Annotated in this window: 9 protein-coding genes; all 9 read right to left on the minus strand. The window is 52.3% G+C overall.

Annotated elements, in window-relative coordinates; genetic code table 11:
- Window positions 1–68: 68 nt before the first annotated feature.
- The 9 genes from bamB to yfhM all read right to left on the minus strand — a co-directional run bounded on the left by bamB (window position 69) and on the right by yfhM (window position 14,882).
- Window positions 69–1,247 (minus strand): outer membrane protein assembly factor BamB, encoded by a 1,179-nt coding sequence (bamB, locus tag QUE74_RS16520; RefSeq protein WP_001177040.1) that lies wholly within the window; start codon window positions 1,245–1,247, stop codon window positions 69–71.
- 10 nt (window positions 1,248–1,257) lie between these two features.
- Complete coding sequence (gene yfgM / locus QUE74_RS16525; protein WP_000409211.1) at window positions 1,258–1,878, minus strand: ancillary SecYEG translocon subunit YfgM; 621 nt, start codon at window positions 1,876–1,878, stop codon at window positions 1,258–1,260.
- 17 nt (window positions 1,879–1,895) lie between these two features.
- The gene (gene hisS / locus QUE74_RS16530; RefSeq protein ID WP_001107167.1) at window positions 1,896–3,170 is read right to left on the minus strand and encodes a histidine--tRNA ligase; all 1,275 of its coding nucleotides are present in this window, start codon (window positions 3,168–3,170) and stop codon (window positions 1,896–1,898) included.
- A 110-nt stretch (window positions 3,171–3,280) separates the two neighbouring features.
- Window positions 3,281–4,399, minus strand: a complete 1,119-nt coding sequence (gene ispG, locus QUE74_RS16535; protein ID WP_000551807.1) for a flavodoxin-dependent (E)-4-hydroxy-3-methylbut-2-enyl-diphosphate synthase — start codon at window positions 4,397–4,399, stop codon at window positions 3,281–3,283.
- Window positions 4,400–4,425: 26 nt separating this feature from the next.
- On the minus strand, window positions 4,426–5,439 hold the full coding sequence (rodZ, locus tag QUE74_RS16540; protein ID WP_001090867.1) for a cytoskeleton protein RodZ: 1,014 nt from the start codon (window positions 5,437–5,439) through the stop codon (window positions 4,426–4,428).
- A gap of 284 nt (window positions 5,440–5,723) precedes the next feature.
- Complete coding sequence (locus QUE74_RS16545) at window positions 5,724–6,878, minus strand: bifunctional tRNA (adenosine(37)-C2)-methyltransferase TrmG/ribosomal RNA large subunit methyltransferase RlmN (protein WP_000003317.1); 1,155 nt, start codon at window positions 6,876–6,878, stop codon at window positions 5,724–5,726.
- Window positions 6,879–7,027: 149 nt separating this feature from the next.
- Entirely contained in the window at window positions 7,028–7,459 is a 432-nt protein-coding gene (gene ndk / locus QUE74_RS16550; protein ID WP_000963838.1) for a nucleoside-diphosphate kinase, read from the minus strand.
- Between the two features lie 148 nt (window positions 7,460–7,607).
- On the minus strand, window positions 7,608–9,920 hold the full coding sequence (pbpC, locus tag QUE74_RS16555; RefSeq protein WP_001137629.1) for a peptidoglycan glycosyltransferase PbpC: 2,313 nt from the start codon (window positions 9,918–9,920) through the stop codon (window positions 7,608–7,610).
- Window positions 9,921–14,882 carry an alpha2-macroglobulin gene (gene yfhM, locus QUE74_RS16560; RefSeq protein ID WP_000736366.1) on the minus strand — a complete coding sequence of 1,654 codons (4,962 nt, stop codon included), beginning with the start codon at window positions 14,880–14,882 and terminating at the stop codon, window positions 9,921–9,923. It abuts the gene before it with no gap.
- Between the last annotated feature and the right edge of the window lie 192 nt (window positions 14,883–15,074).

Consider the following 15,074-nt stretch of genomic DNA (forward strand, 5'->3'; position numbering starts at 1 on the left):
TGTCGTTGTTAAAAACAGGAAAACGGCCCCTGTCCAGGAGCCGTTTTCAAAGTGAACGACAGAGACGATTAACGTGTAATAGAGTACACAGTCCCGTCTTTTGCCTGGATCAGCAGTTTGCCGTCAGCGGCAACCGGTTCAGTCTGGAAACCGGAGCTATCAACTTTTTGCTGGGCAACGAAACGACCATCTTCGACGTTGATCCAGTGCAGATAACCTTCACTGTCACCTACCACCAGGTTGCCATTATACAGCACCGGAGAAGTCAACAGACGATGCAGCAGATCGCTTTGTGTCCACAGCGTAACGCCGCCATCAATGGTCAACGCCATCACCCGGTCATTTTGATCGACCAGATAGATGCGGTTGCCGTCGACGATGAAATCATTCACCGAACCCAGTTCGCGTTTCCACATAATCTGACCGCTGCGCAGATCAAGCGCCGTCAGGTTACCATTATAGGCCAGCGCGAAAACAACGCCGTTAACAATGACGGGAGTCGTGTCAACATCGCTCAGGCGGTCAATTTCGGTAGAACCGGTCGCCTGGGAAATACGCTGCTGCCAAATCATCTGGCCCTGTTCCATTAGCACTGCGCTGACGCGACCATTATCGCCACCCACGACGGCCGCACCAAAAGCCGTTGCTGGCGCAGACTCGCCACGCAAAGAGAGTGAAGGCATATCGAGGTTAACTGTCCATTTGACAGCGCCGTCAGCTTCGTTCAGGGCTTGCAACTGACCGTTACTGGTGTGGATTAACACCAGACCGTCGCTGACCACCGGGCGAGAAAGCGCTTCACCCGCGACTTTAGTTTGCCATGCCACAGTACCATCGCTGGTATTCAGCGCGTAAACCTGCGCCTTTTCGCTACCAATGTAGACATGTCCTCCAGACACGGTCACGCCGCCAGAAAGTAATGCAGGCTCTTTAGAGAACCAGCCATCTTTCTCGGCCAGACTGACAGACCAGATTTCTTTGCCATCATCCGCATTCAGCGCTTTTACTAAACCAGCGCGGTCTGCTGCATAGACAACGTTGTCCGCCAGTGCCGGATGAAGATTGGAATAGAAGTTGCCAATGCCGCTACCCACGGAAGTGCTCCACGCCGTGGTCGGCGTAAACTGGTTTTCAACGGTCGGCAATGGGGACATCTTTACCACATCTTCTTCGCTGTTAAACAGCGAACAGCCGCTTAAAAGGGTAACGGAAAGCAGTCCTGGCAGCAGTAATTTACGCAATTGCATCGGGTCCCTCTCAGATGGACAAATTATTAATTTTCATCTGCATCATTTCGCTCAGTGCCGGAGTAACATCGCTTTTCACGCCTGCTTCCCATGCACTACGCGCACCTTGCTTATCACCTTTGCTCAGCAATGCTTCGCCACGCAGGTCGGCAACAATGGCAGCCCACCCTTCACCTTTGATGGTATCGAGGGTTTTCAGCGCGGCATCAGCCTGCTTGAGCTGTACCTGAACGCGGGCAAGACGCAGATTTATCACGGCTTTGAGATTTTCATCGCTCGTGTCCGCCAATCCCTGTTGTAACTGGGTGGCAGCTTTCTCTAGTTCATTTTTGTCAACAAATTGCTGCGCAAGTTCCAAAGAAGCCAGCGCACCATAGGTATTTTTATTTTCAGCAGCAAATTTTTCCGCCGCCGGGATGCTATCCGGTTTGCCTTCGCTCACTGCGGTAACCGCATTTTGATAGGCAAGAGAAGCGGAGCGTGTAGAATCAACCTGATGGCTGTTCCAGTAGCGCCAGCCAATCAATGCGCCAACGCCCAAAATCACCCCAACAGCCAGTGCTTTGCCATTTTCAGCAAAAAAGCGTTTAACCGCTTCAACCTGGTCGTTTTCGTTCTCGTAAATTTCCACGCTGTCCTTCTCCTTCCTTAACCCAGTAACGTGCGCAAATGCGCGGCTACGCTATCCTGCGCAACTGCCGTTTGCTCACCAGAGCGCAAATCCTTCACTACTGCTGTGCCGTTAGCCACTTCAGACTCACCCAGCACCACAGCAACGCGGGCGCCCCATTTATCAGCACGGGCAAACTGCTTCTTAAAGTTGCCGCCGCCGTGGTTGGTCATCAGTTTCACGCCCGGTAATTCATCACGCAGACGCTCTGCTAATGCCATAGCCGCAGATTGTGTGTCAGCACCTGAAGCCACCAGATATATATCGACAACAGGATCGGCTTTAAATTCCGGATTAACGGCCTGAACTAACAATACAAGACGTTCGAGGCCCATCGCGAAACCGACTGCCGGTGTTGCACGACCACCCAGTTGTTCCACCAGACCGTCATAACGACCGCCTGCGCACACGGTGCCCTGGGAACCGAGGCTGTTAGTCACCCACTCAAAAACAGTACGGTTATAGTAGTCCAGACCACGCACCAGACGCTGGTTTACGGTGTAAGCGATACCCGCGCTCTCCAGCAGTTTGCACAGACCAGCAAAGTGCTCACGAGATTCCTCGTCAAGATAGTCACCTAATGCTGGGGCGTCGTTGAGAAGGGCCTGCACTTCCGGATTTTTGGAATCCAGCACGCGCAGCGGGTTAGTGTACATGCGGCGTTTGCAGTCTTCGTCCAGCTTTTCTTTATGCTGCTCAAGGAATGCAACCAGCGCATCGCGATAATTGGCGCGAGCTTCCAGCGAACCGATAGAGTTCAGCTCAAGAGTTACGTGTTCAGAGATACCCAGCGCACGCCACCAGCGGGCGGTGAGCATAATCAGTTCAGCGTCGATATCAGGACCTTGTAGACCGAAAACTTCGCAACCCAACTGGTGGAACTGACGATAACGCCCTTTCTGCGGACGCTCGTGACGGAACATCGGCCCGATATACCATAGACGCTGTTCCTGATTGTACAGAAGACCATGCTCGATGCCGGCGCGTACACAGCCCGCCGTCCCTTCAGGGCGCAGAGTCAGGCTGTCGCCATTGCGATCCTCAAAGGTGTACATCTCTTTTTCAACCACGTCGGTGACTTCACCAATCGCACGTTTGAATAGCGGGGTCTGCTCTACAATCGGCAAGCGGATTTCACTGTAACCGTAGCTGCCGAGCACGTTTTTCAGTGTGCCTTCAATGCGCTGCCAGATGGCCGTTTCGCCAGGCAGGTAATCGTTCATGCCGCGAATGGCTTGAATGTTTTTTGCCACGTTTATTCTCTTTCTGAATATAAAAATGAACCCTCAACGCGCCCCTCAATATTTCGGGAGCCATGCGGGTTCAATCATACACGGGAAGCGAGGCGCTTCCCATCACGTTATTATTTTTCAACCTGCTGAACGTCAATTCGACGCGCTTCATCCAGTTGGCTGGCTTTCGCACGAATGCGCGCTTCCAGCTGGTCGATCATATCGTTGTTGTCCAGACGGTCTTTGCGCACGCCATCTTCATAGAGGCCGCTTTTCTTGTTGCCGCCGGTGACGCCGAGTGTAGAAACCAGCGCCTCACCTGGTCCATTCACCACGCAGCCGATAATCGAAACGTCCATCGGGGTGATGATATCTTCCAGGCGTTGCTCCAGGGCGTTAACCGTACCGATAACGTCAAACTCCTGACGCGAACAGGTCGGGCAGGCGATGAAGTTGATCCCGCGCGAACGGATACGCAGCGATTTCAAAATATCGAAACCGACTTTGATCTCTTCGACCGGATCGGCCGCCAGCGATACGCGCAGCGTGTCGCCGATGCCTTCAGACAGCAGCAGGCCTAAACCAATGGCAGATTTTACTGCCCCACTACGTGCGCCGCCCGCTTCGGTGATCCCAAGATGCAGCGGTTGATCGATCTGTTTTGCCAGCAGACGATAAGACTCAACAGCGAGGAAGACATCAGACGCTTTGACGCTGACTTTGAACTGATCGAAGTTCAGACGATCAAGATGATCAACATGGCGCATGGCAGATTCCAGCAATGCCTGCGGCGTCGGTTCGCCATACTTTTCTTGCAGATCTTTTTCCAGCGATCCAGCGTTAACGCCAATACGGATCGGAATGTTTTTATCGCGCGCGCAGTCAACCACCATGCGAATACGCTCTTCATTACCGATATTGCCAGGGTTAATACGCAAACAATCGACCCCGTATTCCGCTACTTTCAGCGCAATGCGATAGTCAAAGTGGATATCAGCCACCAGCGGTACGTTAACCTGCTGTTTGATGAGTTTGAACGCTTCTGCCGCGTCCATCGTCGGTACGGAGACACGGACGATATCAGCGCCAACACGTTCCAGCGCCTTAATTTGATTGACCGTTGCTTCGACGTCTGTCGTGCGCGTATTGGTCATGGACTGTACGGCGATGGGGGCACCATCGCCAATCGGCACATTCCCAACGTAAATACGTGTTGATTTTCTACGTTGAATTGGAGCCTGGTTATGCATGAAAAATCTCCCGCGTTACCCGTCTGTTACTGCGCCGGTGATTGTTCGGCATTTAGGGTCAGACGCGCAACCTGGTTAGTTCTGATAAAACGACTCAGATCGACAGGTTTCCCTTGATACTGGATCTGTACTGCGGCTGGCGCACCAATTTTCAGTTTGTACGGAGCCTGGCCGATTAAGTTCAAATTACCGTCTTTACGCTGCATACCGCTAAACAGTTTTTTACCGGTAGCATCAGTGACTTCCAGCCAGCAATCGGCAGTAAAGTTCATCACCAGCGCATTCGGATCAGCCGCCGGCGTGGTCACGCCAGCCTGATCGGTTGGCAGCGGCGCAGCACCATCTGGCGTTGTTGTTGCCGTTGGTGCCGGGGTCGCAGCAGTATCAACATTTGCCTGTGAAGGTGAAACAACTGCATTCTGTTGCGAATCAACAGCTGGTGCTGGCGAAGTTATGGCAGGTGTTTGCGTGTTAGTTGCGGTAGTATCCACAGACGCTGGCGGCGTGGACGTGGTAGTCGGGTCTGTGGTTGTCGACGTATCTAACGGAACACTCTGCCCCTGTTCGTTATTACTGCTCAGTTCCGCAGAAGATTGATCGGCCATAGTAGTGATCTCTTCCTGCTGAGCTTTGTGGTCTCGCCACCACCAGGCACCGCTCAGGCCAATAACCACAAACAACACCAGCCAGGTGAAGGTCATCAGCCAGCCGTCACGTTTTTTGCGGCGTTTACCGAGGGAAAAACTCTGCATCGGCGCAACTTTTGCAGCTCGTAGTGGAGCCTGTTTTTCCAGCCCCGGTAGCAGTTCTTCTTCTGGAATATGTACCAGACGCGCATAAGAGCGGATATATCCGCGCAGGAATGTTGAAGCAAGATCGGCAGGTGCCTTATCTTCTTCAATGTCGCGTACCGTGGAAACCTTCAGGCAAAGTCGCTCAGCAACGGCCTGCTGACTAAGTCCTAGTTGTTCGCGAGCATTACGCAGGCGAGCGCCGGTAGTAAGTGCTTCATTTTGGTCGTGCGTGGCTTCAGTATTCATTCGCTGCAGGTACGTTTAAATGAGAATTGAGATGCCGGTGAACCATCATGCTCACCCACACCGCGAAACATCCGTTAAGTTAACCGTTATCATACAGTATAAGACCGTCTGTGTGCTCGTGACAAAGCCCACATTCACTAAGGCTAACTTACTGTTGCATCGTTACATACTGCCTTAAAGTCAGCAAAAACGCACCGTTAATATTGACCAGACAATTGCAACTTAATACTTCATTCATAAAAGATTACGCCACGGTACATAAAGTAACCGTGGCGTAATGGCTATCAGACCGCTTTAATGTCGATGGCCTCACCCTGCATTCGTTTACGCAGGGTACGTTTCGTACGGTCGATAACATCGCCCGCCAACTGACCACAGGCAGCATCGATATCATCACCACGAGTTTTACGCACAATAGTGGTAAAACCGTAGCTCATCAGCACTTTAGAGAAACGGTCGATACGACTGTTTGAGCTGCGTCCATACGGCGCGCCAGGGAACGGGTTCCACGGGATCAGGTTGATCTTACACGGCGTATCTTTCAGCAGCTCCGCCAGTTGGTGCGCGTGTTCAGTGCCGTCGTTAACGTGATCAAGCATCACGTATTCAATAGTGACTCGGCCCTGATTGGCGTTAGATTTCTCCAGATAGCGGCGCACCGCAGCAAGGAACGTTTCGATATTGTACTTTTTGTTGATCGGCACAATTTCGTCACGAATTTCGTCGTTCGGCGCGTGCAGGGAAATTGCCAGCGCTACGTCGATCATATCGCCCAGTTTATCCAGCGCCGGAACAACGCCTGATGTAGAGAGCGTAACGCGACGTTTAGACAGACCAAAACCGAAATCATCGAGCATGATTTCCATCGCCGGAACGACATTGTTCAGGTTGAGCAGCGGCTCGCCCATACCCATCATCACTACGTTAGTGATTGGGCGCTGACCGGTGACTTTTGCTGCGCCAACGATTTTCGCTGCACGCCACACCTGGCCGATAATTTCCGACACCCGCAGATTGCGGTTAAAGCCCTGCTGGGCGGTGGAACAGAATTTACACTCCAGCGCACACCCCACCTGCGAGGAAACGCAAAGCGTGGCACGGTCGTCTTCCGGGATATACACCGTTTCGACGCGCTGATCGCCAACGGCAATCGCCCATTTAATGGTGCCGTCAGATGAACGCTGTTCTTCAACCACTTCCGGTGCGCGGATTTCCGCCACCTCTTTTAGTTTGCCGCGCAACACTTTGTTGATGTCGGTCATCTCATCAAAGTTGTCGCAGCAATAGTGATACATCCACTTCATCACCTGATCGGCGCGGAAGGGTTTTTCACCTAAATCTTTAAAAAACTCCCGCATCTGCTGACGGTTGAGATCCAGCAGGTTGATTTTTCCATCTTTCGTGGTGACATTTTCAGGTGTGACTAATTGTTCAGACATATGCTATTCCGGCCTCGTTATTACACGTTATGGCCCCTGGAGGGTTGAAAAAAGAAACGCCCCGGTGAGCGGCTGCTCGTCCGGGGGCGCTGCATTGTACAAATTCTGGCGCATGGATGCCACGTTTGCACGCGGCATTTACGAAATTATTAACGCGTGCGCGAGCACACTTCACCTTCGCCGAAGAAATAAGCGATTTCGCGAGCGGCAGATTCGACGGAATCAGAACCGTGAGTACCGTTTTCGGTCAGGCTGTCAGCGTAATCAGCACGCAGAGTACCAGCCAGTGCGTTTGCCGGATTGGTCGCGCCCAGCAGATCGCGGTGACGCTGAACGGCGTTTTCACCTTCCAGCACGGAAACCACGATCGGGCCAGAGGTCATGAATTCAACCAGACCATCAAAGAACGGTTTTCCATCGTGTTCAGCATAAAAGCCACGAGCCTGTTCAACGGTCAGGTGCAGCATTTTGGTGCCGACAATTTTGAACCCTGCAGCTTCAAAGCGCGCAAAGATATTGCCAATGACGTTTTTTGCTACCGCGTTCGGTTTGATGATGGAAAAAGTACGTTCAATAGCCATTTTTACCTCTGTAAATTATTCTGTTGTTGTCTGTACCAGCGTACGAGATGGCGCGGATTATAATGAGCAACAAGGCCGTTGACTATTGATGAAGGTAACATTTTTTTAAAATAAAACGAGTTTAAGCAACAAATATGAGCAAAACAGACTACTGCATGACAAATCTCACTGTCGCCACCTGCCCCATTTCGTCCATTACCAGCAATTGATAATCGCCTTTCTCTGTCAAATGCAGAGTCACGTTACGCCCGCGTTCAGCTAACGGTTCACCATTAAGAAACCACCAGCGTTCGCCTGTTCCTCCGCTTAATTGTACTGGTAATGACGCATCAGTAGCTCCTGGCAGACGTTTGATAATTACGCCATCACGCACACCAATCAACTGTAAAGGTACCTGAGCATCACGACCATACGGCGGGCAATTTGTTGATGCCCCAGGTAAGCGCGCTACTCGTCGTTCAGCAGCAGGTAGCCAGGGTTCAAGTGGTAATGGCCAGACATTAATCATTTCTTGTCGAGCCTGAGGACAATCAGCAGCAACACGTTTACCTTGCTCATCAAGCCAGATGGGGAAACGAATCCCACTTATTCCTTCCTGCTCCGGTAAAAGTAATGTTGGTGGCTGGCTACCTTCGAGCAACCAGGTGGCAAGACGTCGGCGGCAATTACTGTCACCTTCTGGCAATGATTGCCCACCCGGCCAGCAGATAACGCCACGGCTTACAGAATCAGGACGCGGGTCTTCCGGCAGATTCGCACTGCGCGACAGTAAGATATTATTGACCTGATTCAACAGCGGTACGGCGCTGGCAAAGCCAAACTGACCGACAACGGGCGTACCGTCCGGTCTGCCAGTCCAGATCCCAATTACGTAACGAGCGTTAACGCCAATAGCCCATGCATCGCGATAGCCATAACTGGTTCCTGTTTTCCACGCCAGTGGTACGACGCGTGGCAAAGCGCCATCCGGAAGCGGCTGCGCTTCATCTGCCATAATACGGCGGATAATCCACGCGGCCCCCGGCGACATTAACGATCGCTCAAGTAATGGGTCCCCCGGCTGTAAGCGCAACTTACCCGCCTTACCGTGGCGAGCAAATGCGGTATACGCTGCAGCCATATCCTCCAGTTTTGCACCTGCGCCGCCGAGAATGAGCGAAAGATTCGGCGCAGCGCCATTGGGCAGATATAACGGCAATCCAACATTGCGTAACTTTGCCGCAAACCGTTTCGGTCCATAGGCTTCCAGCACCTGCACAGCAGGTAAATTCAGCGAGCGCACCAGCGCCTCACTCATGCTGATCGGGCCATGAAAACCGCTGTCAAAGTTGCCTGGTCGATAATCACCAGTGCGCCGGGGAACGTCTTGCAACAGCGATGCAGGGTGGATCAAGCCTTCATCCAGCGCCAGACCATAAACAAACGGTTTGAGTACCGACCCCGGCGATCGGATCGCATTGACCATATCGACATGCCCAAAGCGGGAATCATCATTAAGATCAACCGATCCTACCCAGCCGCGCACACTCATATCAGTATGATCAACAACGATCATTGCCAACGAACTGCGCGGTGGCAATCGTCCTTTCCAGTTTTGCGCCAGTTCTTCCAGACGACGCTGTAAACCAGCATCCAGCGTAGTAACGATTTTGTCGCTTTTGCTTTTACCGAGCATCATGCGCGAAAACAGCGGTGCCAGTTGCGGCATTTGTCGGGGTGCCAACCAGATGGGCTCTTCACTAGATTCTTTTACCTGCTCACGGGACCACACACCTTGCGCAGCCATCCGATTGAGCACTTTATTACGTGCGGCCTCGGCACGTTCCGGCCAGCGATCCGGACGCAGTCGGCTGGGCGCTTGCGGTAACACCGCTAACATTGCCGCCTCGGAATAGCTTAAATTCGCAGGCGATTTTCCGAGATATGCCCAGCTTGCCGCACCGATCCCCTGCAACGTACCACCAAACGGAGCGCGATTAAGATACAAGGTCAGAATGTCACGTTTAGACAAGTGCCATTCCAGTTGAAACGCGCGCCAGAGCTGGCGAATTTTGCCGCCAAAAGTTTTGGGGTGAGGATCAAGCAGACGAGCAACCTGCATGGTGAGTGTGCTGCCGCCGGAAATAATCCGTCCCGAAGTGAGATCTTGCCATGCTGCGCGCGCCACCGAGAATGGATTTACCCCCGGATGCTTCCAGAACCAGCGATCTTCATAATTGATCAGTGCTTCAAGGTAACGCGGAGAGACATCTTCGATGGTTACCGGATAGCGCCAGATGCCCTCAGCATCGGCGAAACGCCAGAGTGGCGTACCATCCTGCGCCACGACTACGCGTGCGGGATTGACTTCATGCAATGGTAGAGGCCAGAGTTTATCTGCTCCCCACGCGGCAAAAAAAAGGAGAAAAGGCGCAGCTGCCAGCGCTATCCAGCAGCCGCGTTTGGTTAACAGGCGAGGCATTTACGGTCTGACAATCAACAGATCTTCAGCCGCGCCAGTCGCCCGCCAGTGGGGAACATACATCGATTCCACCATTGGTTGCGGAACATTGTATGTTCCCGGCGTTACCGCCCGCGCCAGATACACCAGCGTGACTGGTTGATATTCATCAACGGCAACCGCCGCCACAAAGCGATCGTCACGAAACTCAATATGCTTAATGTTCGCTTGTTGCATTTGACTGAGTAGGTTTTGCACTTCGCTACCACTTTGCTCCAGGCTGGCGCTGCCGTTAGCCAGGTTCTGGTTTTCCAGTTCCAGGCCAGCAGGCAGTAAATCAACGACCAAAGCATCCGGCACGCTGTTACTGGCTTTGACCTGCAACCAGACCAGTACCAGATCGCCGCTACGTAACGAATCCAGCGATTTGCTCTTACCGTCAGTGCCAAGAATATGGCGCTCGATTTGCAGCACATTGCTCGCCGGTAAAGGGGCGGATTGCGGATAACCGCTGGCATCCACACGCAGCCATAACGGCTGATCGCCACTGTTGGTCACCTGTAAGGTGGCAAGTTGATCGCTATTCAGATTGCTGGTTTGCGCTTTCTCACCTGTCAGCAGCTCAGCAGAGAAAGACGTTTGCGCCTGCCATTTGCCCGGTAAATCCTGAATCGTACGGGCAGCCAGGAACAACGCGTTACTTTCCTGAGTTGATAACCAGCGTTCACCGAACGCCTGCTGCGAAAGTGTGTTCAGCAGAGGGTACTGCTCATCGGGTAGCAATTTGTTCTCTTCCAGCAAGGAGAGCATCAATGCGTTGTCGCGCAGTGGACTACCGTAATCACCCAGCCATATCCGCTCATCACTATTGCGCGGCGTTTTCAGCGCCAGCACAATCGCTTCTTCACCACGCGTTGCATCGCCCATGGTTTTCAGCGCAACGCCAAGTTGCAGCAGCGGTAATCCAGACGCAGCATCGGCACGATGCTCCCAGATTTCACGCAGCGCACCCAGCGGTGCCTTTTGCTGACGGGCCAGCACCAGCGCAGCGTAAGACTGTACGGCGAATTTACTGGCTTTGAGATTATCCGCATACGGAATCGACATCATGCCCGGATCTTGTAAATAGCGCAGTAGACGCTCATTCCCCCGGTTAATGGCTTCTGTCGGCACGCTGTAACCCTGCTCACCTGCGCGGACCAGGAAATCCATCACGTAAGCCGTCAGCCAGTACTCTTCATCACCGTTTTTATCCCACAGCGCAAAGCCACCGTTATCACGTTGCATTTGCAGTAAACGAGAAATGCCGATATCGACTGCCGCACGGCGCTTCTCATCACTGTCGCCTTTGATTCCCAACGCCTGCAGTTGGGCTGCGTTGGTGTAAAGTGACGGGAACAGGCCGCTGGCGGTTTGCTCCAGACAACCGTACGGATACGCTTTTAACTCTTTGATATAACGTGCAATATTCAACGGTGGTTTGCCGCTCAACAACAATTGCCCTTCCAGCGTAACAGGCGAGAAGTTTTGCAATCCATCAGCTGGAATCGCCCATGTCTCACCAGGCTGCAACGCCGTACCGTAATTGACGGTTTGTGCCGGAAATGCCGGACGGACACCCATTTTCCACTGCTTATGCTGATCGGCAGCGGTTTCGCCCGGTAACGCTAACCCGCTAATAGTGGCCTGAATTTCACCATCACCATAACCCGGCAATGCTCGCACCGGGATAAACAGCGTGGTTCGCACGCCCGGCGCTAATTCAACGGCTGCGGGTGAATCGCTAACCAGTTCAAGCAAGCCACTGGCGGTCAGAGCAACGTTCAGTTTTTGCGGTTTTTCGGTAAGATTAGTGATATCCAGTGTCAGACGTGAGGTGTCACCGCCGGCCATAAAGCGCGGCATGTTCAGTTCTGCTATCACCGGTGCGGCAACAACCACTTTGCTTTCGTTGCTACCGAAATCATCTGCCGTCCATGCTTGTGCCATGACGCGCAATTCACCGTTAAAATCACCAATCGGCAATGTAACCGTGCCTTCGCCCTGTTCGTTGAGTGTTACCGGTAGCGCCTGTTGCGCAACAATATTGACGTGATTTACTGGCGGTTTACCCCCGCGTTTCAGTTCATCACCATCGCCACCAAAACGCAGAGCTGCCAGACGCCCCTGACCTTCAATGACCTGACCGTAAATATCGTAAATATCTGCGCCATAGCGTTTCTGACCAAAGAATGCCTGCCACGGATCTGGCGTGACATAATCAGTAATATTCAGCACACCGCTATCAACCGCAGACACCAGCACATTCACCTGTTTTGGCATCTCACCATTTTTATTGCTGGCTTTAATTTTCACGGTTAATGGCTGATTGGGGCGTATTTTCGCTGGAGTTTCCAGCGCCAGATCGAGACGACGGTTTTCATCGCCAAGCGGCAAATGCAACACGCCAACTGCGCGTTTTGGCGTCGCGGAGCGGGATTTATCGCCAGGACGTACCACCAGTGTACTTAAATAAAGATCATGACGATTCCAGGTTTTATCGACCGGAATCGTCAGATCCAGCCCTTGTGCCGGAACATCAATCTCCTGCCACCACAGCGGCCCTTCACTGGACTCGACCATCGCATAGCCTTTACCCGCCGTTGGCGCGGCAATGTGCAACTTAATGGTATCACCAGGGCGATAACTGGCTTTATCCAGTTTCAGCGTGACACGGTCTGGTCGCACAGCACCGCTACCGTCGCTATTGTCCTGCCAGCTATAGCCAGCCCAGAAACGCACACTACTGACCGCTTCATTCGGCGCTTTGACTTCCAGACGATAAGCGCCCCACTCTACCGGGAAACTGACTTTACCGGTTTCATCAGCCTGAAGATCCAGTGTTTGTTCATTTTCGATCAGATCTTTTTGATCAAACTGTGACTGCCAGCCTTCATCTTCTGACCAGTTCCAGTAGTAATCGCGGCGTTCGCGAATCAGGCGCACTTGTAAGCCAGACACAGCTTTTTTGACGCCCTGTGCATCGCTATATACGATGTCAAAAGCGGCGTTACTGCCTTCATCAACAATGGGCTGTTTTACCGTACTGTCAGTGCGATAATCGTAAACCGATTTCGAGGCGAATTGCGGACGGATCCCCGGCAATGCATCGGCAGGCCAGATAGCCTGCTCAGCACGGCGCGTCACCGGGCGACCGCCAGACTCCAGCAAACTGCCCTGGAAAATAACCTGTAATGGGGAATGCGTTTCCTTCCACTGGCTTTCTGTAGAAACTTCGCCGCGCCCTTTATCATCCAGCGTCAACTGAACTTCATCCAGCGTGCGCGAAAGGTTTTCAGCAGCTATATCGCCGAATTCGAAACCAGGTAAGGCTGACACAGCTTCACGCAGTGGGCGCAGGAAAAGTTGCCCTTGCAAAGTATTACCATTAGCAGGCGCCCCGTACAGGTAGTAACCCACCACGGAGAATTTCACTTCATCTTTCGGCGTTAGCGGGGTTTTCTCACCGTTCAGATTCAGCGCCATGCGCTCTGGCATAAAATCTTCGACGTGGAAATCCCACATCCGATACTGGTTATCGCCCGTGTTGGCTCGGATATGCCACATGCCGGTGGCCGCATTACTATCGAGTGGCCAGGTAAAGTGATAGAGGCCATTCGCCGGCTGACTAACGACGCTCCTGAGTACCTGCCCGTCGGGTTTAATTACGTCCAGCTTGATGGGTTGATCGGGCAACGCTTTACCGTCTGCATCACGCAATAAACCATTAAGGATGACTGTTTCACCCGGGCGATAAAGATCGCGCGGGCCAAACATGAAAAACTGTTTGTTATAGCCTGGCGCGCCAGCAATGTTAAATTCTGCTAAGTCCAGCGCCGGAAGTTTTAAATCGAGTAGCGTTGTCTGACCGTCTTTACGCGCCAACAGTAATGCCGCGTTTTTATCATTTTCCAGCTGCACATGCCCCTGGGCATCACTGGTTGCCTGAGTCAGAGTCTGCCCTTTCTCATTTAATAATGAGACTTCAACTCCTTGCTGGGCCGCGCCGTTTTCCAGGCTTTGGGTAAAGATATCCAGACGATTGTGATAACGGTGGGCCGATACGCCGATATCACTTAATGTAAACAGCGTCGCGGGATTACTGTAATCGTAACGTCCAGCCTGATTCATCACAGCCAGATACACACCCGCCTGCTGAAGCGGTTTGATATCACCCAGCGGCAGCAATAATTTTTCACGGGTGTTACGCGCAGGATTGAGATCAAAACGTCCGGTATAAACCAGATCCGCCATTTGCAGCAGTTTGTCTGACTGCCAGTTCGCCAGCGAATTTCGGTATTCCCATTGGCTAATAAATGCTGGCAGAGATTCTGGCTTAACACGGAAGAAGTTAACATCGACATTGTTAACATTGAGCGCCATTACCGGCAGCCCTTCAATGACTTTTCCAGGCAGCAGCGAACCACGGCTGGCAAAACCGACGCTGGGCTGGATATCGCGGGTAGTTATAGTTTTTTCGTAATCTTTACTGAAGGTTGCGTTGTTGAGTGCCTTGACCTCCTTGCCAATAGTAACGATCAAATCACGTTTCGGCTCGAGGTGGCATAAACGCAGCTCTTTAAGATTATCTGACAGCTCCCAGGCCCCATCCACTTTGCCGCTTTTTTTATCGACGACGTGAATAACGCGCGAGAAATCCTGATCCGGGTCGAGAGGGATAGAGAAGGTCAGCACCAGCGTGGCTGCGCCATCGAGTTGGACTTCAGAGAGATCCAGCAATGTCAGCGCCTTACCGGCACTCTGTTGTGCCAGTTTTTGTCTCTCCGGTGCAGAGAGTTTTGCTGAACTCGCGTTTTTTGAAGATGCCGCTTTAGTAACTTCAGAAGGTGCATCTTTTTTCACCGCTGTTGGCGCGTTATCGTTGTTGTCGCACCCTGCCAGCGCCAGCATTAGCATGCAGGCGGCTACGCGTAACTTTTTCATTTTTCATCCCTGCCACAATGGCCCGTTAGCAACGTCGAATAATTATTATGCGTGAGAATTTACGTTATGTAATTCAGTATCGTGCCCATGGAATCCGAATTTTAGTGAGAATTGTGGCTCAGACAGCCAAATTAGCCTCTTTTGCTTGTCGCTTTTCACTAAACATCCGACAATTTAGCCTAACCCGGCAAA

Origin of the sequence: Escherichia sp. 10290 (assembly GCF_030295155.1) — a bacterium.
In the GTDB taxonomy this organism is placed as follows: Bacteria; Pseudomonadota; Gammaproteobacteria; order Enterobacterales; family Enterobacteriaceae; genus Escherichia; species Escherichia coli_F.

Coding starts and splice junctions, on each gene's coding strand:
- QUE74_RS16545 (WP_000003317.1), bottom strand. CDS start 6,878: ATGTCTGAACAATTAGTCACACCTGAAAATGTCACCACGAAAGATGGA.
- yfhM (WP_000736366.1), bottom strand. CDS start 14,882: ATGAAAAAGTTACGCGTAGCCGCCTGCATGCTAATGCTGGCGCTGGCA.
- bamB (WP_001177040.1), bottom strand. CDS start 1,247: ATGCAATTGCGTAAATTACTGCTGCCAGGACTGCTTTCCGTTACCCTT.
- ndk (WP_000963838.1), bottom strand. CDS start 7,459: ATGGCTATTGAACGTACTTTTTCCATCATCAAACCGAACGCGGTAGCA.
- ispG (WP_000551807.1), bottom strand. CDS start 4,399: ATGCATAACCAGGCTCCAATTCAACGTAGAAAATCAACACGTATTTAC.
- rodZ (WP_001090867.1), bottom strand. CDS start 5,439: ATGAATACTGAAGCCACGCACGACCAAAATGAAGCACTTACTACCGGC.
- pbpC (WP_001137629.1), bottom strand. CDS start 9,920: ATGCCTCGCCTGTTAACCAAACGCGGCTGCTGGATAGCGCTGGCAGCT.